The sequence below is a fragment of the Tropicibacter sp. S64 genome (genome assembly GCF_049803835.1).
Lineage (GTDB): Bacteria > Pseudomonadota > Alphaproteobacteria > Rhodobacterales > Rhodobacteraceae > Pacificoceanicola.
Map to the genome: position 1 here is coordinate 1 of NZ_JBNAGK010000024.1, position 17,204 is coordinate 17,204.

The following is a 17,204-nucleotide window of genomic DNA, read 5'->3' on the forward strand; positions in this document are numbered from 1 at the left end:
TCCACGACGGCGCGGATGGATTTGCCCTCGTGCATGAGGTCGAAGCCGTGGTTGATCTCCTCGAGCTTCAGCTTGTGGGTGATCATCGGGTCGATCTCGATCTTGCCGTCCATGTACCAGTCGACGAACTTCGGCACGTCCGTCCGCCCCTTCGCGCCGCCGAATGCCGTGCCTTTCCAGACCCTTCCGGTCACCAGCTGGAACGGCCGCGTCGAGATCTCCGCCCCCGCGGGCGCCACGCCGATGATCACCGACACGCCCCAGCCGCGGTGCGAACACTCCAGCGCGTCGCGCATCACCTTGACGTTGCCCGTCGCGTCGAACGAGTAGTCGACGCCGCCGATCTGGTCGGCGCCGCGCTTCGTCAGGTTGACGATCTCCTGCACGGTATTCTCTACCTTCGAAGGATTAACAAAATGCGTCATGCCGAATTTCTTCGCCATTTCTGCTTTGGAATCATTGAGATCGACGCCGATGATCATGTCCGCGCCGGCCATGCGCAGGCCCTGGATCACGTTCAGGCCGATGCCGCCGAGGCCGAAGACCGCCGCCGTTGACCCAATCTCAACACCTGCCGTGTTAATCACGGCGCCGATGCCGGTGGTGACGCCGCAACCGATGTAGCAGATCTTGTCGAAGGGCGCGTCCTCGCGGACCTTGGCGAGGGCGATTTCGGGCATCACGGTGTGATTGGCGAAGGTCGAGCAGCCCATGTAGTGGTAGATCGGCGTGCCGTCGAGCATCTTGAAGCGGGTGGTGCCGTCCGGCATCAGGCCCTGGCCCTGCGTGTTCCGGATCGCGGTGCACAGGTTCGTCTTGCCCGAGAGGCAGGACGGGCACTGGCGGCACTCGGGGGTGTAGAGCGGGATGACGTGATCGCCGGGCTTGAGCGTGGTGACCCCCTCGCCGACCTCGACGACGACGCCCGCGCCTTCATGGCCGAGAATGCAGGGGAACAGCCCCTCGGGATCGGCGCCGGAGCGGGTGAATTCGTCGGTGTGGCACAGGCCGGTGGCCTTGATCTCGACCAGCACTTCCCCGGCCTTCGGCCCGTCCAGCTCGACTTCCATGATCTCAAGCGGTTTTCCCGCTGCAAGGGCAACGGCGGCTTTCGTTCGCATCTTTCCTGATCCTCCCTGGCACGTCGATTGGCTGCGTGCCTTGCCTTCGGAGTATTGTGTCCCGGGGTACACCGAACAATTAAGACAATAGTGGGTATTCAGGCCGGCGCTCTTGAAGCGCATTGATTTGCATGGTCCAATCGACCCGGAGGAGATACCATGACCCATGCCTGCAACGCCGTGTCGAGCCTTGTTTTCCTGGTGCTGTCCGGCCCCCTGGCTGCCGCTGATTTCGCCGATCCAACCTGGCCCTGCGTGCAACGCAAAGTTGAGCGTCTGTCTATCGGTCTGATGTGGCCAACGCCGGTTGACCCGGCGTTCAAGCCGTCAAAGACTGTCGCGGGCGAGATCACGGAATTGGCCGAATCGCTGGCCCTGCGGCGATTGGAACTGGCCGATCTGGAACCGCAAGTGGCGGCCTTTGCGGACGCCCATGGCGGCGATCCGGCGATCCTCGGCGCGGTCTTCCAGCAGGTCTTCGATACGCTCGCCAACCGCCGCACGCAGGTCATGGACGGCATCGGGCGTTTCTCGCTCGGGCAAATTTCCCTGAGCGAGAAGATCGACGCCGCGCGGGTTCAGTTTGACGCGGAGATGGCCAAGGCGGAGCCGGATCTCGACCTGGTGGACAAGCTCGAAGAGACAATCGACTGGGACCAGGTGATCTACACCGACCGCCAGCAATCCATCACCTACCTGTGCGAGACACCCGTCTTGCTGGAAAAGCGCCTCTTTGCCGTCGCGCAGATGTTGCAAAGGCATATGAAAGAGTAACTCATTCCCACTCGAGTTCGGTGAACGCGACCGTCGCATTGCGCGGATTGTAGGCCTCGAACAGGGCCCAATGCGGGGCCTCGCTGGCGGCAATGTGCTGCACCGCGTCGCCCAATCGTTCGCCTGCGTCTATGGCCCGCCGCGTGTCCTCCGCCAGAACCACCAGATACCGGCGAAGCGGTGCCGCCCCGTCCGGCCAAGGCAACAGCGGCCCGCCGTGGCCTGGGATCACGCCGGTAGCGGGCAGGGCGGTCAGGTCCGACAGAACCGCCTGCCAGCCGCGCAGGCTGCCGTCCAGCGCAGGGGTGTGCGTATCGAACAGAAGATCGCCGGTGAACATCAGGCCAGTCGCCTCGTCCTGCACCGTGAGGTCCGTGCCGGTGTGGGCGTTTGGCCAGGGGCGCAGCGTCAGGGTCCGGTCGCCGAGATCGACGGGCGTTTCCGTTGCGACGGTGCGTGCGACCTTCGGCGTATCGCTGCCGAGGAATCGCCCGGGGCCGATCAGCCGGGACAGGCTTTCGCGGTAATTCTCCCGCCGGTCCGCCAGCGCCCGGGGCAGGCGCTCGTGCCCGACGACCTCCGCCCCCGCCGCTATGAACGGCGTGCAGCCAAGCGCGTGGTCCGGGTGCATGTGGGTGACGATGACATGGGACACCGGCAGGTCGGTTCGCGCCCGGATCGCCCGCCAGAGGCCCTCGCCGATCCACGCCGCGCTGCCGCAGTCCATGACAGCGACGGACCGGGTGCCGACAACAAAGCCGATGTTGGCGACATCGCCGCCGTTTTGTGCATCGGGTTCGTCAATCTGGCCGACATGCACGAACACGCCCGGCGCCAATTCCTCGAGGTCCAGTGTCACCCCCACGGGCAGGCACCGTGCGCCTTCGATCCCGGACGACAAGGCCTCGCATTCGGCCTGCGTCGGGGCCTCGAAACCCGGCAGCAGCAGGTCCCGGCACGGTCCGGCCGAAGCATCGAGACAGAGAGTCAGCAGGGCTTCGAACATGGGGTTCCTCCACGCCCAGCCTTGCACACACGGGATCGTGCGCAACACAGACTTTCGGTTCGCTAGGGCAACGCCCGGTATTGTGGCATGGTTCCGGGTATTCATCCTGCCGGGAGGAGGAGCCATGGCACGGACTATCCTGATGGCGGCGCTGAGTGCGCTGGCCCTGACACCCGCTTTCGCCGGGGAACCCCTGAACCCGATGACCGACAGCCCCACCTGGGAAGAGCTGCGCTTCGACGTGGTAGGCGAGACGGTGCTCGCCGATGGCGCGGGATTGCTCGATCTGGACGCTCCATACCGGGCCGAGGATGCGGCAACCGTTCCTATCGTGTTGCGGCAGCTGGACGAGGGCGCGGTGATCCGCAGGGCGACGGTGGTGATCGACGAAAACCCGGCGCCGGTGGCGGCTGAGTTGACCTTCTCCGAGGCGATGGCCCCGCTGGAGTTCGAGCTGCGCGTGCGGGTGAACCAGTATTCCAACGTGCGTGTCATCGCGGAAACCGACGAGGGCAGCTACATGACCGGCCGCTTCGTCAAGGCGTCGGGCGGCTGCTCCGCCCCGGCGTCGCGCGATCCACAAATGGCGCTGGAGGGCATGGGGCAGATGAAGCTGCGCCTGTTCGGCGATCCTCAGATCAGCACGCCGCGTCGCGAGGCGCAGGTGATGATCCGGCACCCGAATTACTCCGGCCTGCAACGCGACCAGGTCACGCAACTCTTCATCCCGGCGCATTTCATCGACCATCTGGAGGTCTGGCAGGGAGAGGAGGTGCTCTTCACCCTCGACGGTGGCATTTCCGTCTCCGAAAACCCCGTGTTCCGCTTCAAGTATGACGACAACGGCGCCGAGGCGCTGACGGTCAGGGCGACGGATACCGAAGGCAACAGCTTCGAGCATGTGCTGCCGAAGAGCGGGGCGTAACGGTCAGAACGCCGCGAGATCCTTGTGGGCGGTGCTGACGGTGCCGTCCGTGTCAGTCATGGTGACATCGACGGAGCGCGTCTTGCCCGGCACGGACAGGCCGAGACGCGGGTTCTCCGACAGCGAGATCGACCCGGTGATGTCCACGTAACCCGCGCCGTCAAGGTCGATCCGCACGTCCTCGACATAGCGCATGGGGATGAACAGCAGCGAGATCTGGTCCATCTGCATGCCCGAATGCGAAGGGTGCGAGATGTCCACGTCCACCTGTTTCAACCGGAGCGCCCCGAGGCTCTGCGCCGAGGACGGACCCGGCACCGCCTCAATCAGCATGTTGCCCAGCGTCGCCAGCGCCTCCTTCGGATCGGTGCCCGGCGGCGCGGCGCAGGCGCCCTGACCGGAGGTCTTGACGAAGGTCTCGGCCACGAAAAGCTGCCCGTCCGTGGTTTCAGCAACCACATGCAGCGGGGTCGGCCCGTTGATGCGCATGGTCACGTCGAAGAAGAAACGCGGCTGCGGCTGGTCCAGCGCGAAGACCGCCGACACCGGCATCGGGTTGTCGTCCAGAACCACCAGCACCCGCCCGATGTTCAGCCCCGCTGGCGCGGCGACCTGTGCGGCAATCTGGGTGCGGCTGTCGTTCTGCGTCCGATAGGGCGCATCGATGGCGATCACCTGAGCGCCGTCCCGCAGCGCGCGCTCCCCGAACAGCTCTTCGCTGATCCATGTCCAGTTGTCCTCGGCCAAAGCGGGCAGGGCACAGCAGGTCAGCAGCGCCGAAAGGGTCAAACTCTTCATCTCATCCTCCCCAAAGGAACGTTCCGAAGGCGCGGGGGCCGTCGCCGGTATCGTGTACGGCGATCACCTCCAGCGTTTCGGCGTCAATGACGCTCAGCGTGTTGTCGAACCAGTTCGCCACGGCGATGTTGCCGTCCGAAGTGGTGTCGATCCCCTCCGGGTATTCGCCCACGTCGATGGTCTTCAGCGGAGTCAGCGTGGTGAGGTCGATCACGCTGACGGTGTTGGCATATTGGTTGGTGACGAACGCGCGGCCATGGGCGAATGCGATGCCATAAGGGCGCTCGCCGACCGGGACGGTTGTCTTGTCGTCGCCCAGAACCGTCACATCGTTGGAACCGACATTGCCGACGAACAGCCGCCCGTCCGGCGCGAAGCGCAGGCCGAAGGGGCGTGTGCCGACGGGTTCGCGGCCCATGAAGTTCAGCGTTTCCGCGTCGAAGAGAGAGACCTGATCCGCATCCTTGTCCGCCGAGGCGAGCACCCGGCCATCCGGCGAGAGCGCGAGGCCCGCGGGGGCTGCGCCTGTCGGCAGGTCTTGCAGGACAGAGAGGTCCGCGGCGTCCAGCACCCAGATGCGGGCATTGTACCAGTCGGATACGAAAAGCCGCCCGCGTGCGGCATCGAGCGCCACTCCGATCGGCCCGCCATCCAGCGTGGTCACGGCTTCCACCGCACCGGAGGGTGACATACGCCGCACCTCCTTGCTGTTTGCCGAAACCGTGTAGACCCTGCCGTCCGGTGCCACCGCCACCCCGGCGGGTTTGCCGGGCAGGGGCCATGTCTGGGCCTCCCCGGTGGCAACGTCGATGACGCTCAGAACCTCGCCGTTCTGGCAGGTGACAAACGCCCGATCCCCCGCCACCAGTGGACCGGCGGCGAGGGTCAGGATCAGCAGGGTGTCACGAGCCCGGCGCACCGAATCGCTCGACCAAAGCCTGCATCCCGGCCTCATAGACGCCGGTGACGGCGGCAATCGCCGCTTCGTCGTTCAGGTCCTCGGGCGGGTCGTTGTTCGGATACCCGCGGTAGAAGGCGCCGCGCCATTCGACCATAGAGCCGCCACCGTCGCGGGGTTTCACCGTCAGGTGCGATGAGTAGTTCGTTACCGGCAGCACCGGGACGTTGTCCTCACGGATGCGGTAGGAATAGGTCATCTTCTCCGCGTCGTACTTGTAGAGCACTTCCTTGAGCAGCGGACCCTCCGCTCCTTGGTCCGACAGGTAGAGATCGCGTGTCGCGTCGATGGCATTGCCGCCTTCGCCGATGGAGGAGACCACCGCCGGGTGCCAGCTCATGTCCTGGAAATTCCCGATCGCGGCCCAGACCTCGGCGGGTTCGGCGGCCACTTCGGTGGTTACAGTGACTTTCTGGCGGGTCGGGCCGTGGGCGAGGGCGAGCGTCGGTGTCATCACCGCCACCGCCAGGCCCATCATCAGGCTGCGTCGTTTCATTTTTCCTCCCTTGCGAAAAACCGGTTCTTCAGGATGTAGCGCATGGCCCGTGTCCACGACTCGTCGGTGTTGCCGCGCATATCGACGACCGCACCTTTGACCATCTCACCGTCCGAAACCGCGCGCATCTGCAGGTTCAGGCTCAGGATCAGGTTCGAGACCTTCTGCACCTCGCCCACCAGCACGAAATCCGCGCCAAGTTTCTGTGCCATGCGTACATCGCAGCCGTAGCACTTTGCCGGGTTCACCACCCGGTCGAGATCGGCAGCAATGGGGGCAAGGTCCAGCAGCGTATAGCCCTCCGCCGCGAACCGCTCGCGCACCATGTCCTCGAGCAGGGCGATCCGGGCGTCCTCCGCGTCGTGCTCTCCCTTCGCCTGCGTCTGCAGGGAGGTGTCGAGCAAATACAGTCCGAAAAACGCAACGGTGCCCTGCGCGGCGAGGGGTGTCGCGCACATTAGGTATAGGGCGATGATCAGAGACCGCATCTCGGCTCCGTTCTTATGAAATAAGAATCGAACCTCATGATGAGGCTGCTACCCTTTCCGCAACAACGCCGCCAAAGGTATCGGTTTCAAAGCAAGGCCATACCCGCAAGGGTTTGCCGGTAAGAGACCGCCCAGAAGAGCGGCCCCCGGGAGGACCCATGACACGATTGCTCCTGCGCCTGTCGGCGCTTGTCATCGCGCTGTTCGCGGCGTCCGTGGCTTCCGCCATCGAGGTGAAGACGGCCGTGCTGCGCGTCGATTACCCGGAAGTCCTGCCGATCTCCCGCTTTGACCTCAAGCCCGCCGATCTCGGGTTCGCGGGCGCGCAACTGGCGACCGAGGACAACAGGACCACTGGCGGATTCCTCGGGCATACCTACGAGACCGAGATGGTCGCGGCGCCGCCGGACGGGGCCGACGCGGCGATGCAGCGCATCCTTGATGCGGGCATCCGGCTGATCGTGGTGATCGCGAAGGCCGGGGATCTGCTGCGGCTGACCGACCTCGCCGAAGGGTCCGGTGCGCTGGTGTTCAACGCTTCCGCGCCGGAGGTGTCGCTGCGGGACGATCAGTGCCGGGGGAACCTGCTGCACATCGCGCCATCCTCCTCGATGGAGACGGACGCGGTCGCGCAATTCGCCATGTGGAAGCAATGGGACACCTGGCTGCTCGTCGAAGGCTCGAACGAGCCGGACCAGTTGCTCGCCCAGTCCTTCCGCCGCAGCGCGAAGAAGTTCGGGGCCAAGGTCGTCTCCGAACGGGTCTTCGAGGACACCGGCGGCACCCGCCGCACCGACTCGGGCCATGTTCTCGTCCAGCGCCAGCTTCCTGTCTTCATGCAGCGCACCGACGAGCACGACGTTGTCATGGCCGCCGACCGCACCGATTACTTCGCCCGCTATCTGCCCTATCACCTCTGGATGCCGCGTCCCGTCATGGGCTCTGCCGGGCTGCGGCCCGTGACCATGCACGGCGCCCACGAGGCCTGGGGCGCGACGCAGTTCCACAACCGCTTCGAGGACATCACCTCGCGCTACATGACCCCGATCGACTACAACACCTGGCTTGCCCTGCGCGTGGTCGGGGAGGCGGTGACGCGGGCGAATACCGCCGAAGCCGAGGGGGTGAAAGACTACGCCCTTTCGGATGCCTTCGAGCTTGCCGCCTTCAAGGGGCAGAAAGTGACGTTCCGCGACTGGAACGGCCAGCTGCGCCAACCGATCCTGCTCTTCGACGGCTCCATCACCGTCAGCGTCAGCCCGCAGGAGGGTTACCTGCATCAGGTCTCGCCGCTCGACACGCTCGGCCTCGACCGCCCCGAGTCCAAATGCACCGCCTTCAACTGAGGACACCCGTGATGAACCGCCTGCTCCTGACCGCCGCTCTTGTGACGTGCCTCGCCGCACCCGCTCTGGCGAACAAGGCCTTCGTCTCCAACGAGCGCGACAACACCATCTCCGTGATCGACACCGAAAGCTGGGAAGTGATCCACACCTTCGCAGGCGGCAACCGTCCGCGCGGGATCACGCTTTCCCCGGATGGCAGGCACCTCTACGTCTGCGCCTCCGACGACAATCTCGTGAAGGTGTTCGACACCGAAACCTACGAGGAACTGCCCTCGCTGCCATCCGGCCCGGATCCGGAGTTGTTCACCATCGAACCGTCAGGGAAGCGCCTCTATATCGCCAACGAGGACGACAACCTCGTCACCGTCACCGACACCGAAACCCGGACGGTCCTCGCCGAAGTGCCGGTAGGGGTGGAGCCGGAGGGCATGGGGCTCAGTCCGGATGCAAAATGGGTGGTGAACACGTCGGAGACCACCAACATGGCGCATTTCATCTCCACCGAGGATTACAAGATCAAGCACAACGTCCTCGTCGACCAGCGGCCGCGTTATGCGCAGTACAGCGCGGACGGCAAGCGGCTCTACGTCTCCGCCGAGATCGGCGGCACCGTGACCGTCATGGACATTGCGGAGGACGGCACGCCGACGGTGTTGAAGAAGATCGGCTTCGCGGTGCCCGGCGTGCTGCCGGAGTGGCTGCAACCCGTCGGGATCAAGGTCACGGAGGACGGCTCGCGCATCTTCGTCGCCCTTGGTCCGGCAAACAGGGTGGCCGTCATCGACGGCGAATCGCTGGAGGTGATCGACTACATCATCACCGGCCAGAGGGTCTGGCAGCTCGCTTTTACACCCGGACAAAAGTACCTGCTGACAACCAACGGAAATTCCAATGACATCACCGTCATCGACGTGGCGAAGGAGAAAGCCATCAAGTCGGTGCAGGTCGGCCAGCAGCCCTGGGGCGTGGTCGTGACACCTGATTGAGGGAGGACAGACGAATGTTTCTGAAATACGCGGCTCTTGCCGCCTGCGTTTTGGCCGCACCTGCCGGCGCCGCGCCACTTTGCGACGATTTCGGCTTTGCCGGACTGCTGGCAAAGTGCAACCGGGGCGAGACAATTCACCTGACCTTGGCCTCCGGCCAGCCGCTTGGCGAGGACGTGACGCTGCAATCGGGCGCCTACTACAGGATGGAGATTACCGCTGACGGCTCCGCCGAGATCGGTCTCGAAGGGAAGGACTTCTTCCGCAACATCTGGATGAACGAGATCGTCATCAACAGCATCGAGATCCGCCCCATGGCCGTCGACTCGCTGGAGTTCGACAAGGCGGGCGTGGCGGAACTGTCCTTCATCGCAATCAAGCCCGGCCGTCACGTGTTGCGCATTCCCGGCACCACCGGCGAATCGCAGCAGATCACCATCACCATCGAGTAACCCGGAGGACATCCCATGAAACGCCTGATTGCCGCTGGACTTCTGCTGGCCACACCGGCCTTTGCCGAGGAGGTCGACGCCGATACCGTGGCGAAGATCGAGGCCATGCTCACGGCCATGGACTGCCAGATGGACCCGGACGACATCGAACTGGAGGACGGGGTTTACGACCTTGACGACGTCATGTGCAAGGGTGGGCAGCAGTTCGACCTGAAACTCGACGCGGACCTGAACGAGATCGACCGCAAGGCCGAATAGGTCCTGCGTTGACGACACCGGGCGGGGCCTGTCACAACGGCAGGGCCGCCCGCATTGCTGACACGAGACAAATGACCCCGACGGACCCCCGCCTGACCCCGATCCTTTCCGTCGCCGGCCTGCTCGGTCTTTGGGTCTTCGCGGCGTTTCTGACGGCGGACAGGTCCGTGCTGCCACAGCCTTGGGACCTCTGGCCACCGTTGCTGCGCGAGCTGCAGTCCGGTGCGCTGTTCAAGCACCTGTTCGCCACGCTGCTCCGCGTGATCTGGGCCTTCGGTCTCGCCATGACCCTCGGAATCGCGCTCGGCCTCGCCATGGGCCGCATGCCGCGGCTCAATGCCTGGCTCGACCCGTGGCTGGTGGTCTTCCTGAACCTGCCCGCGCTGGTGGTGATCGTGTTGTGCTATCTCTGGATAGGCCTCAACGAGACAGCCGCCATCGTCGCCGTGACGCTCAACAAGGTGCCAAACGTGACAACGGTGATCCGCGAAGGCGCCCGGGCGCTGGATCCGGCGCTGGACGACATGGCGCATGTGTATCGCCTGTCCTGGCTGACCCGGCTTCGGCACGTGATCCTGCCGCAGCTCGGCCCGTTCATCGCCGCCGCGGCTCGGTCCGGGGTGGCGGTGATCTGGAAGATCGTGCTGGTGGTCGAGTTCCTCGGCCGCTCTTCCGGTGTCGGTTTCCAGATCCACCTGTATTTCCAACTGTTCGATGTTGCGATGGTGCTGGTCTACGCCTTCAGCTTCGTGTCGGTGATGCTGGCGGTGGAATGGCTCTTGCTGCAGCCATGGGAGCGGCGTGTGACGCGGTGGCGTCACGCCTGAGAAATCAAGAAATCAAACGAAATAGCCTGAAGCGGTCTTCGGAGTCCCCTCCCTGAAACCGGGCTGCTCCTTCGTGAACAATACTTGGGTATGCCGTGCGGCTCAGACCTTCTTTTCGCCAAGAACGACGCCCCGGCATTTCCAGCTCTGGATCGTGTAGTTCGGATGCCCCGCCACCCATTTGGCGAGTTCGGGCTGTGCGCCCATCATGCACATCATGGGGGAGACATCGGTAAAGACGAGGGACCGTTCCCGGCAATCCTCGACACCGCCTGCGAGACAGGCGACAAACAGCAGTTCAACCATAGGGTTACTCCGTCAATATAGCCTTTAGTCGTAATTCGAAGATAACACGTTTTGGCCTACGAATGGTAAACGTCCGCGGAACCTGCTTCGAAACGGCACATCCGGCCCCGGGCGCATGCCTGAAAATCAGGCAGTGCCCAGGAAAACGGCGCGGAATTCGCAGATGTGGACGCTCTCTCGCTCTCTGAAGTTGCGCCTGGCCTTCGCGGCGGCGGTTCTGGGTGCGGCGACCATGCTTTCTGCGCTGGCGCTCTATCTCGGGATGGCAGAAGTCGGGGCACGGCTGGAGACGGCGGTTTCCGCAGAAAAACGCATGGCGCGCTATGCGACGCTGTCGACACAGGTTTCGACCTTTCTCGTCATTGCCACCGAAGCGGTCCAGACAGGCCTGCCCGCCGAGGCCCGTGCCGCGCGCATCGCTCCCGTGGCATCGAATATCGAGGACGCCTTTGTCCGGCTGGACGCCGATATCGAGACCGCGGTGGCGGAGGCGCAGGCCCTCGGTCTCGATGTGCAGTCGCGCTATGCCACGCAGTCGCTCGGTCTCGCCCGGATGCGGGCGCTGCTTCAAAGCACCCAAGAGGGGCTGGCCCGGGAAACCGAGGACCGTGCCCGTCTGCGCGCTCATCTCGACACGTTCTCGTCCGGGTTCGACCCGCTCCTTGCGCAGGCGGTTAACACGGAGGCGCTCTTTCGCAACGAAACGCTGGCCGGGATCGAAGCGCTCCGCCAGCGTCTCACGAGACTGTCCATCGCCATCGCCTTCGGCGCCTTCGCGCTGGTCCTTCTCTTCTATTTCGGCCTCATCCGGCCTCAGTTCGCCCGCCTCGACCGGCTGCGCGAGGCGGCGCGGCAGATCCGGCAGGCGGATTTCGACCTGTCCTTGCCAGAGACCCGTGGCGATGAAATCGGCGCGATCTACCGGGAAACCAACCGTATGGCCGCCGCGCTCTCGAAACGCGAGGCGGAGGTGCAGGACGAATGGACGCGCCTGAACGAGACCATCGACGACCGCACCGAAGCGCTGCGGTCCGCCAATGCCCGGCTGGAGTCGGTGGACGAGAACCGTCGCCGGTTCTTTGCCGATGTCAGTCATGAACTCCGCACGCCCCTGACCGTTATCCTGATGGAAGCGCAGATCGGAAAGCAGGGCAGCGGGCCGGAGGCCGAAGCCTTTGCCACGATCGAAGCCCGCGCCGCCCGGCTTGGCCGGCGCATCGACGACCTGCTGCGCGTCGCCCGGTCCGACAATGGCCAGCTTGCGCTGGACCCGGCACCGACCAACCTGCGCAACCTCGTGGATCTGACCGTGCAGGAGATTCAGGCGGAGATGCATAATGCGGGGATGGCCTTGACCCGGGACGAGATGCCGAGGCTGATGCTGCTGTGCGATCCCAACTGGACCCGCCAGATCCTCGCCTCGCTGATCCGCAACGCCATCCGCCATGCCCGGCAGGGCCGCAGCCTGCATCTCACCTGGGACGACGACGCTGTTGTCCTGCTGGACAATGGCCCAGGTATTCCACCGAGTGCGCAGGCCACGCTCTTCGACCGTTTCACCCAGAGCGGCAACGCCCGCAGCCAGGGCTTCGGCATCGGTCTGGCGCTGGCGAAATGGGTGACGGAAGCGCAAGGCGGCAGAATCTCGGTGACCAGCCCCGTTCCCCGCGATGAAGCCATCGGTGAGGCGTCCGGGACGAAGATCGGACTTCGTCTGCCGCGTGTGTCCGGGTAAACTGCGCCCATGACGACCCGCCTGCTCATCGTAGACGACGACCCCGAGATCACCTCCGCCCTGGCGCGGGGCCTCGGGCTGCACGGGTATGACACGCAGACCGAGAACCGCGCCGACATGGCGCTCGACCGGCTGCGCCGTGGCGGTTTCTCCGGGGCGATCATCGACGTGATGCTGGGCGCAGACAGCGGGCTGGACCTTGTCCGGACCGCGCGGCAGGACGGGGCGACGCTGCCGATCCTGATGCTCTCCGCCCTGTCGGAGGTAGAGCACCGGACGGCCGGTCTGGAGGCCGGTGCGGATGACTATGTGGTGAAACCCTTCACCTTCGACGAACTGGTCGCGCGGCTGAGGGTGCAGGAACACCGCAGCCGCGCTGCCCGTCCCGTGCCCGCCCGGCTGCACCGGCGCTCGCGCCAACTGACTTGCGCCTCCGGCGAGGTCACCCTGACCGAACGGGAGTACGATCTCCTGGCGCTCCTTGCGCAGGCTCCGGGCGCGCCGCTCCCGCGTGGGGCGATCTTCGATGCGCTTTGGGCCGGGGACAGCGGCAACGAGAACGTCGTGGACGTCTACATAGGCTACCTTCGTCGCAAGCTCGCCGAAGCGGATTTCGGCTTCGAGATCAAGACCATCCGCAACAAGGGGTTCTGTCTCGACGGTCTCGCCCCCGAGGCAACCCCCCGCTGACCCAGACGATGGTCTACCCTTGTCTTAGAACATAAGAGTCGCCTGCCGGGGTGCCCCCGTGCATCCTCGGGGCAGGACCATCCAGCAGGAGGAGAAACGCTATGGCCTGGACCAAACCGACGATCCGCGAAATTCAGTGCGGCATGGAAATCAACATGTACGGCCCCGATGGCGATGACGCCGGCGGCGTGCTGTTCTGAGTGACGGGTTGCGTGCGCGGAAGGAATCGGGATTGAAACGATGACCCTTCGCGCACGCATTCTCGGTGCCGCGGCGGGGGGCGGGTTGCCCCAGTGGAATTGCGGCTGCACCAACTGCAGGCTCGCCCGCGCGGGCGAGATCCCGAGCCAGACCCAGTCCTCGCTCGCCGTCACGGCCAATGGCACCGACTGGACCATCCTCAACGCGTCTCCCGACATCCGCCAGCAGCTGGCGCAGACGCCCCCTCTCCATCCAACGGGCCTGCGATCTCTGCCGCTTGCGTCGGTCATCCTGACCAACGGCGATATCGACCACGTCGCGGGACTACTTACGCTCCGCGAGGTGCAGCCCTTTGCCCTTTACGCCACGCAGGGCATCCATGACGTGCTGGCGCAGAACCCGGTTTTCGACGCGCTGCGCGGCGAAGTCGTGCCGCGCCGGGTGATCGAGCTTGGCACGCCCTTCGAACCCGCCCCCGGCCTGACCGCCACGCTCTTCCCCGTACCCGGCAAGGTGCCGCTCTACATGGAAGGCGAGACGGTCGAGACCGAGCTGATGGGCGAGCAGACCGTCGGCGTCGAGCTTGTCTGCCGCTCCACGAAAGCCTTCTACATCCCCGGCTGCGCCCGGCTGACCGATGACCTTCGGGCGAGGATCGACGGCGCGGATGCCGTCTTCTTTGATGGCACGCTCTGGCGCAACGACGAGATGATCCGCGAAGGGCTGGGCCAGAAGACCGGCGCGCGCATGGGTCATATGTCGATGAGCGGCCCGGACGGCTCGATTGCCGCCTTTGAAGGCCTGGACATCGCCCGCAAGATCTTCGTCCACATGAACAACACGAACCCCGTTCTGCGCCCAGCCTCCGACGAGAAGGCCGAGGCGGAAGCCGCCGGCTGGACCATCGGACAGGACGGCATGGAGCTTGAGCTATGACGCAATCCCGCGACGATTTCGAAGCCCGCCTGCGCCAGATCGGGGCGGAGCGGTATCATGACCTCCACCCCTTCCACGACCGCCTGCACGGCGGGCACTGCACTCCGGACGAGGTGCGTGCCTGGGTGCTCAACCGCTATTACTACCAGCATACCATCCCGATGAAGGACGCCGCCTTCATGTCCCGCGTCGAGGAGCCGGACCTGCGCCGCGCCTGGCGCTCGCGCATCGAGGACCATGACGGCACATCCGAGAACGAAGGCGGCATTCGCCGCTGGCTGCGTCTGGCCGAGGCGGTGGGCCTCGATCCGGCCTATGTCGCCTCGCGCAAGGGTGTGCTGCCAGCGACGAAATTCGCCTGCGACGCCTATGTGCGCTTCGTGCGGGACAAGACGCTACTGGAGGCCGTGGCCTCCTCGCTCACCGAGCTTTTCGCGCCGAAGATCCACGCAAACCGCATCGAAGGGCTGTTGAAGAACTACGCCTTCGCAGACGACTCCTCGCTGTCCTATTTCAGGAATCGCCTGAAGGAAGCGCCGAAGGACGTCGCCTTTGGCCTCAAATGGGTGCTCGACCATGCGGATACGCAGGAGAAGCAGGACATGGCCGCCGAGGCGCTGATCTTCAAGACGGATGTGCTCTGGTGCCAACTTGACGCACTCTGGTCCGCCTATGTCGAACCCGCCCGCATCCCGCCCGGTGCATGGCAGCCGGGCACTGGCCTCCTGCTGCAAAAGGCATCCTGAATGAACCCCGAGGACATCCCGAGTCTGCCGCGCGGCGTGCGGCTGCATTTCGACAAGATCCGCGAGACATGGGTGCTGCTTGCCCCGGAACGCGCGGTGACGCTCGACGCTGTCGGCCACGCGGTCCTGTCCGAAGTCGACGGCACCCGAAGCTTTGGCGAGATCACCCTGGCTCTGTCCGAGAAATACAATGCCCCGCAGGAGCAGATCGCTGCCGACAGCGCCGGGTTTCTCGGCGCGCTGCGCGACCGCCGCTTTCTGGACGTGACGCCATGAACGCTCCACGCCCTCCTGTCGCGCCGCCCATCGCCATGCTGGCCGAGCTGACCCACCGCTGCCCGCTGTCCTGCCCCTATTGCTCCAACCCTGTCGAAATGGCCCGGCAGGATCAGGAGCTGTCGACCGAGCAGTGGATCGACGTTTTCCAACAGGCGGCGGCGCTTGGTGTCTTGCAACTGCACCTCTCTGGCGGTGAGCCTGCTTCCCGGCGCGACCTGACCGAGCTTGTCAAAGCCGCCCGCGACGCGGGGCTTTACACCAATCTCATCACCTCCGGCATCGGCCTCTCTGAAAAGCGCCTGAAGGAACTGGACGAGGCCGGGCTCGACCATATCCAGCTTTCCCTGCAAGGCACCACGCCCGAGATGGCCGACGAGATCGGCGGCTATCAGGGTGGTTACAAACGCAAGATGCAGGTGGCCGAGTGGATCTCCGCAATCGGCTTTCCCCTTACCCTGAACGCCGTCCTGCACCGCCGCAACCTGCACCAGCTGCCCCGCGCCATCGACATGGCGCTCGAGATGGGCGCACGGCGGATCGAAGTCGCGACGGTGCAGTTCCACGGCTGGGCGCTGAAGAACCGCGATGCGCTGATGCCGACGCGGGAGCAGGCGCAGGAGGCGACGCGGATCGTCAACGAGGCTCGGGTTCGGCTCAAGGGGCAATTGGTGCTGGATTACGTCCCCGCCGACTATCACTCGGACTACCCCAAACGCTGCATGGGGGGCTGGGGCACCACCGGCCTGAACATCGCGCCGGACGGTACCGTCCTGCCCTGCCACGCCGCGCAGTCGATCCCGCATCTGGTCTTCGACACTGTCCTGAAGAAGCCCCTCAGGGACATCTGGTTCGACGGCAGCGCCTTCAACGCCTATCGTGGCACGGGATGGATGAAGGAGCCATGCAGCAGTTGCGAGCGCAAGCTCAAGGATTTCGGCGGCTGCCGCTGTCAGGCTATGGCGATCCTGGGTGATCCGGAGGCTACGGACCCGGTCTGCGTCAAATCCCCGGCGCATGGAATGCTGCGTACCCAGGCCGATGCTCACGCGGCGGCGTCCGCGGAGCTCACCTATCGCAAGACCCCGGAACGGGCCTGACCGTGTGAGGGCGGCGCGACCAACCGCCCCATGCGCAACGTGTCCACATAGACCCCGCCCCGCAGCAGGTCCGCGCGGCTTACGCCTTCGTCCTCGAACCCGAATGTCCTGTAGAGCGCGATTGCCCCGACATTGTCCGCGTTGACCGTCAGTTCCAGACGTATCAACCCGGGCCAGTTGTCCGCCAGGTCGAGACTGGCCTCCATCAACCGTCGCCCGACACCCTGCCGGTGGTGGGCGTCATGCACCGTGATCGCCAGCGCGCCGGTATGGGCCCGCCGGTCGCGCCCGCGCACAATCGTCACGAGCCCGATGGCCACTCCATCCCGCTCGGCGGCAATGCTGTAGGTTCCCTCGGCGGGGTTGCGCACGCGGGACGTTATGTAGTCGTCGCTCTGGAACGGCAGCCGCCCCGTGCCCCATTGCACCGCGGGGCGGCGCATCAGGGCCAGAAGGTCCGGAATGTCGCGTTCTTCCGGTCGGCGCAGGATGAGGTCTGTCATGTCGGCCTGTCCCTGTGCAGCGCTTGAACGACGTCAGCCTACAATGCCCCGTGGGACCGTCAACACGTCGTATTCCCGTCTATGCGGAGCAGCGGCATGGCGAAAATGCGCGGATGCCCGTCCCGCGATTGATCCGCGTCTTCTCCTTTGGGCCGGCCCTGCCGATGCGCACAAGGCCGAGTGCCGGGCATTGGCGAAACGTCGATGGGAGTATCAGCTGTGTTCGGCGCTCTTCATTCGGGGCCGGGACATCCCGGTCCGCTTCTGCGCCGCCGC

The 17,204-nt window shown here is 65.0% G+C and carries 22 protein-coding genes; 14 read left to right on the forward strand and 8 right to left on the reverse strand.

Annotated elements, in window-relative coordinates; all coding sequences use genetic code 11:
- Positions 1–1,121: S-(hydroxymethyl)glutathione dehydrogenase/class III alcohol dehydrogenase (locus ACP159_RS24545; protein ID WP_425101489.1), on the reverse strand; the 1,121-nt coding region annotated here is incomplete at its 3' end.
- Positions 1,122–1,280: 159 nt separating this feature from the next.
- Here ACP159_RS24545 and ACP159_RS24550 point away from each other — a divergent pair.
- Positions 1,281–1,895 carry a hypothetical protein gene (locus ACP159_RS24550; protein ID WP_425102321.1) on the forward strand — a complete coding sequence of 205 codons (615 nt, stop codon included), beginning with the start codon at positions 1,281–1,283 and terminating at the stop codon, positions 1,893–1,895.
- Between the two features lies 1 nt (position 1,896).
- On the opposite strand, the gene ACP159_RS24555 is transcribed toward ACP159_RS24550, so the two are convergent.
- On the reverse strand, positions 1,897–2,901 hold the full coding sequence (locus ACP159_RS24555; protein ID WP_425102322.1) for a quinoprotein relay system zinc metallohydrolase 2: 1,005 nt from the start codon (positions 2,899–2,901) through the stop codon (positions 1,897–1,899).
- A gap of 124 nt (positions 2,902–3,025) precedes the next feature.
- On the opposite strand from ACP159_RS24555, the gene ACP159_RS24560 reads away from it, so the two are divergent.
- The gene (locus ACP159_RS24560) at positions 3,026–3,826 is read left to right on the forward strand and encodes a quinoprotein dehydrogenase-associated SoxYZ-like carrier (RefSeq protein WP_425102323.1); all 801 of its coding nucleotides are present in this window, start codon (positions 3,026–3,028) and stop codon (positions 3,824–3,826) included.
- A 3-nt stretch (positions 3,827–3,829) separates the two neighbouring features.
- Here the strand turns inward: ACP159_RS24560 and ACP159_RS24565 are convergent, their stop codons facing one another.
- The 4 genes from ACP159_RS24565 to ACP159_RS24580 are packed head-to-tail and all read right to left on the reverse strand — an operon-like array spanning position 3,830 to position 6,566.
- Positions 3,830–4,624: a quinoprotein dehydrogenase-associated SoxYZ-like carrier gene (locus tag ACP159_RS24565; RefSeq protein WP_425102324.1), complete on the reverse strand. Its 795-nt coding sequence runs from the start codon at positions 4,622–4,624 to the stop codon at positions 3,830–3,832.
- A gap of 1 nt (position 4,625) precedes the next feature.
- Entirely contained in the window at positions 4,626–5,543 is a 918-nt protein-coding gene (locus tag ACP159_RS24570) for a beta-propeller fold lactonase family protein (protein WP_425102325.1), read from the reverse strand.
- The gene (locus tag ACP159_RS24575) at positions 5,527–6,078 is read right to left on the reverse strand and encodes an SRPBCC family protein (RefSeq protein ID WP_425102326.1); all 552 of its coding nucleotides are present in this window, start codon (positions 6,076–6,078) and stop codon (positions 5,527–5,529) included. Before ACP159_RS24575 ends, ACP159_RS24570 begins: the two co-directional genes overlap by 17 nt.
- Positions 6,075–6,566, reverse strand: coding sequence for a DUF3280 domain-containing protein (locus tag ACP159_RS24580; RefSeq protein WP_425102327.1), 492 nt, complete (start codon positions 6,564–6,566; stop codon positions 6,075–6,077). The genes ACP159_RS24575 and ACP159_RS24580 overlap by 4 nt, the downstream gene beginning before the upstream one ends.
- Positions 6,567–6,724: 158 nt before the next feature.
- Here ACP159_RS24580 and ACP159_RS24585 point away from each other — a divergent pair, with 158 nt between their 5' ends.
- From ACP159_RS24585 to ACP159_RS24605, 5 genes are all read left to right on the forward strand, one after another.
- Positions 6,725–7,912, forward strand: coding sequence for an ABC transporter substrate-binding protein (locus tag ACP159_RS24585; protein ID WP_425102328.1), 1,188 nt, complete (start codon positions 6,725–6,727; stop codon positions 7,910–7,912).
- Between the two features lie 11 nt (positions 7,913–7,923).
- On the forward strand, positions 7,924–8,898 hold the full coding sequence (locus ACP159_RS24590; RefSeq protein ID WP_425102329.1) for a YVTN family beta-propeller repeat protein: 975 nt from the start codon (positions 7,924–7,926) through the stop codon (positions 8,896–8,898).
- Between the two features lie 14 nt (positions 8,899–8,912).
- Positions 8,913–9,350 (forward strand): hypothetical protein, encoded by a 438-nt coding sequence (locus ACP159_RS24595; RefSeq protein WP_425102330.1) that lies wholly within the window; start codon positions 8,913–8,915, stop codon positions 9,348–9,350.
- 15 nt (positions 9,351–9,365) lie between these two features.
- The gene (locus ACP159_RS24600; protein ID WP_425102331.1) at positions 9,366–9,608 is read left to right on the forward strand and encodes a PepSY domain-containing protein; all 243 of its coding nucleotides are present in this window, start codon (positions 9,366–9,368) and stop codon (positions 9,606–9,608) included.
- Positions 9,609–9,679: 71 nt separating this feature from the next.
- Positions 9,680–10,435 (forward strand): ABC transporter permease, encoded by a 756-nt coding sequence (locus tag ACP159_RS24605; RefSeq protein WP_425102332.1) that lies wholly within the window; start codon positions 9,680–9,682, stop codon positions 10,433–10,435.
- A gap of 102 nt (positions 10,436–10,537) precedes the next feature.
- Here the strand turns inward: ACP159_RS24605 and ACP159_RS24610 are convergent, their stop codons facing one another.
- Positions 10,538–10,741, reverse strand: coding sequence for a hypothetical protein (locus ACP159_RS24610; protein WP_425102333.1), 204 nt, complete (start codon positions 10,739–10,741; stop codon positions 10,538–10,540).
- 163 nt (positions 10,742–10,904) lie between these two features.
- On the opposite strand from ACP159_RS24610, the gene ACP159_RS24615 reads away from it, so the two are divergent.
- From ACP159_RS24615 to pqqE, 7 genes are all read left to right on the forward strand, one after another.
- Positions 10,905–12,476 (forward strand): ATP-binding protein, encoded by a 1,572-nt coding sequence (locus ACP159_RS24615; protein ID WP_425102334.1) that lies wholly within the window; start codon positions 10,905–10,907, stop codon positions 12,474–12,476.
- A gap of 9 nt (positions 12,477–12,485) precedes the next feature.
- Complete coding sequence (locus tag ACP159_RS24620) at positions 12,486–13,166, forward strand: response regulator transcription factor (RefSeq protein WP_425102335.1); 681 nt, start codon at positions 12,486–12,488, stop codon at positions 13,164–13,166.
- A gap of 101 nt (positions 13,167–13,267) precedes the next feature.
- A complete protein-coding gene (pqqA, locus tag ACP159_RS24625) occupies positions 13,268–13,366 on the forward strand; it encodes a pyrroloquinoline quinone precursor peptide PqqA (RefSeq protein ID WP_425102336.1) in 99 nt (32 codons plus the stop codon).
- Between the two features lie 40 nt (positions 13,367–13,406).
- Entirely contained in the window at positions 13,407–14,303 is an 897-nt protein-coding gene (gene pqqB, locus ACP159_RS24630; protein WP_425102337.1) for a pyrroloquinoline quinone biosynthesis protein PqqB, read from the forward strand.
- A complete protein-coding gene (gene pqqC, locus ACP159_RS24635) occupies positions 14,300–15,049 on the forward strand; it encodes a pyrroloquinoline-quinone synthase PqqC (protein WP_425102338.1) in 750 nt (249 codons plus the stop codon). The genes pqqB and pqqC overlap by 4 nt, the downstream gene beginning before the upstream one ends.
- Positions 15,050–15,325 carry a pyrroloquinoline quinone biosynthesis peptide chaperone PqqD gene (gene pqqD / locus ACP159_RS24640; RefSeq protein ID WP_425102339.1) on the forward strand — a complete coding sequence of 92 codons (276 nt, stop codon included), beginning with the start codon at positions 15,050–15,052 and terminating at the stop codon, positions 15,323–15,325. It begins immediately after the preceding gene.
- Entirely contained in the window at positions 15,322–16,425 is a 1,104-nt protein-coding gene (gene pqqE, locus ACP159_RS24645) for a pyrroloquinoline quinone biosynthesis protein PqqE (protein ID WP_425102340.1), read from the forward strand. The genes pqqD and pqqE overlap by 4 nt, the downstream gene beginning before the upstream one ends.
- Here the strand turns inward: pqqE and ACP159_RS24650 are convergent.
- Positions 16,398–16,928, reverse strand: a complete 531-nt coding sequence (locus ACP159_RS24650; protein WP_425102341.1) for a GNAT family N-acetyltransferase — start codon at positions 16,926–16,928, stop codon at positions 16,398–16,400. The genes pqqE and ACP159_RS24650 overlap by 28 nt on opposite strands.
- Positions 16,929–17,204 lie beyond the last annotated feature (276 nt).

Excerpts from the sequence above, each read along its gene's own strand:
- ACP159_RS24550 (WP_425102321.1), top strand. The coding sequence starts at position 1,281 with ATGACCCATGCCTGCAACGCCGTGTCGAGCCTTGTTTTCCTGGTGCTG.
- ACP159_RS24555 (WP_425102322.1), bottom strand. The coding sequence starts at position 2,901 with ATGTTCGAAGCCCTGCTGACTCTCTGTCTCGATGCTTCGGCCGGACCG.
- ACP159_RS24560 (WP_425102323.1), top strand. The coding sequence starts at position 3,026 with ATGGCACGGACTATCCTGATGGCGGCGCTGAGTGCGCTGGCCCTGACA.
- ACP159_RS24565 (WP_425102324.1), bottom strand. The coding sequence starts at position 4,624 with ATGAAGAGTTTGACCCTTTCGGCGCTGCTGACCTGCTGTGCCCTGCCC.
- ACP159_RS24575 (WP_425102326.1), bottom strand. The coding sequence starts at position 6,078 with ATGAAACGACGCAGCCTGATGATGGGCCTGGCGGTGGCGGTGATGACA.
- ACP159_RS24580 (WP_425102327.1), bottom strand. The coding sequence starts at position 6,566 with ATGCGGTCTCTGATCATCGCCCTATACCTAATGTGCGCGACACCCCTC.
- ACP159_RS24585 (WP_425102328.1), top strand. The coding sequence starts at position 6,725 with ATGACACGATTGCTCCTGCGCCTGTCGGCGCTTGTCATCGCGCTGTTC.
- ACP159_RS24590 (WP_425102329.1), top strand. The coding sequence starts at position 7,924 with ATGAACCGCCTGCTCCTGACCGCCGCTCTTGTGACGTGCCTCGCCGCA.
- ACP159_RS24595 (WP_425102330.1), top strand. The coding sequence starts at position 8,913 with ATGTTTCTGAAATACGCGGCTCTTGCCGCCTGCGTTTTGGCCGCACCT.
- ACP159_RS24600 (WP_425102331.1), top strand. The coding sequence starts at position 9,366 with ATGAAACGCCTGATTGCCGCTGGACTTCTGCTGGCCACACCGGCCTTT.
- ACP159_RS24605 (WP_425102332.1), top strand. The coding sequence starts at position 9,680 with ATGACCCCGACGGACCCCCGCCTGACCCCGATCCTTTCCGTCGCCGGC.
- ACP159_RS24610 (WP_425102333.1), bottom strand. The coding sequence starts at position 10,741 with ATGGTTGAACTGCTGTTTGTCGCCTGTCTCGCAGGCGGTGTCGAGGAT.
- ACP159_RS24615 (WP_425102334.1), top strand. The coding sequence starts at position 10,905 with ATGTGGACGCTCTCTCGCTCTCTGAAGTTGCGCCTGGCCTTCGCGGCG.
- ACP159_RS24620 (WP_425102335.1), top strand. The coding sequence starts at position 12,486 with ATGACGACCCGCCTGCTCATCGTAGACGACGACCCCGAGATCACCTCC.
- pqqA (WP_425102336.1), top strand. The coding sequence starts at position 13,268 with ATGGCCTGGACCAAACCGACGATCCGCGAAATTCAGTGCGGCATGGAA.
- pqqB (WP_425102337.1), top strand. The coding sequence starts at position 13,407 with ATGACCCTTCGCGCACGCATTCTCGGTGCCGCGGCGGGGGGCGGGTTG.
- pqqC (WP_425102338.1), top strand. The coding sequence starts at position 14,300 with ATGACGCAATCCCGCGACGATTTCGAAGCCCGCCTGCGCCAGATCGGG.
- pqqD (WP_425102339.1), top strand. The coding sequence starts at position 15,050 with ATGAACCCCGAGGACATCCCGAGTCTGCCGCGCGGCGTGCGGCTGCAT.
- pqqE (WP_425102340.1), top strand. The coding sequence starts at position 15,322 with ATGAACGCTCCACGCCCTCCTGTCGCGCCGCCCATCGCCATGCTGGCC.
- ACP159_RS24650 (WP_425102341.1), bottom strand. The coding sequence starts at position 16,928 with ATGACAGACCTCATCCTGCGCCGACCGGAAGAACGCGACATTCCGGAC.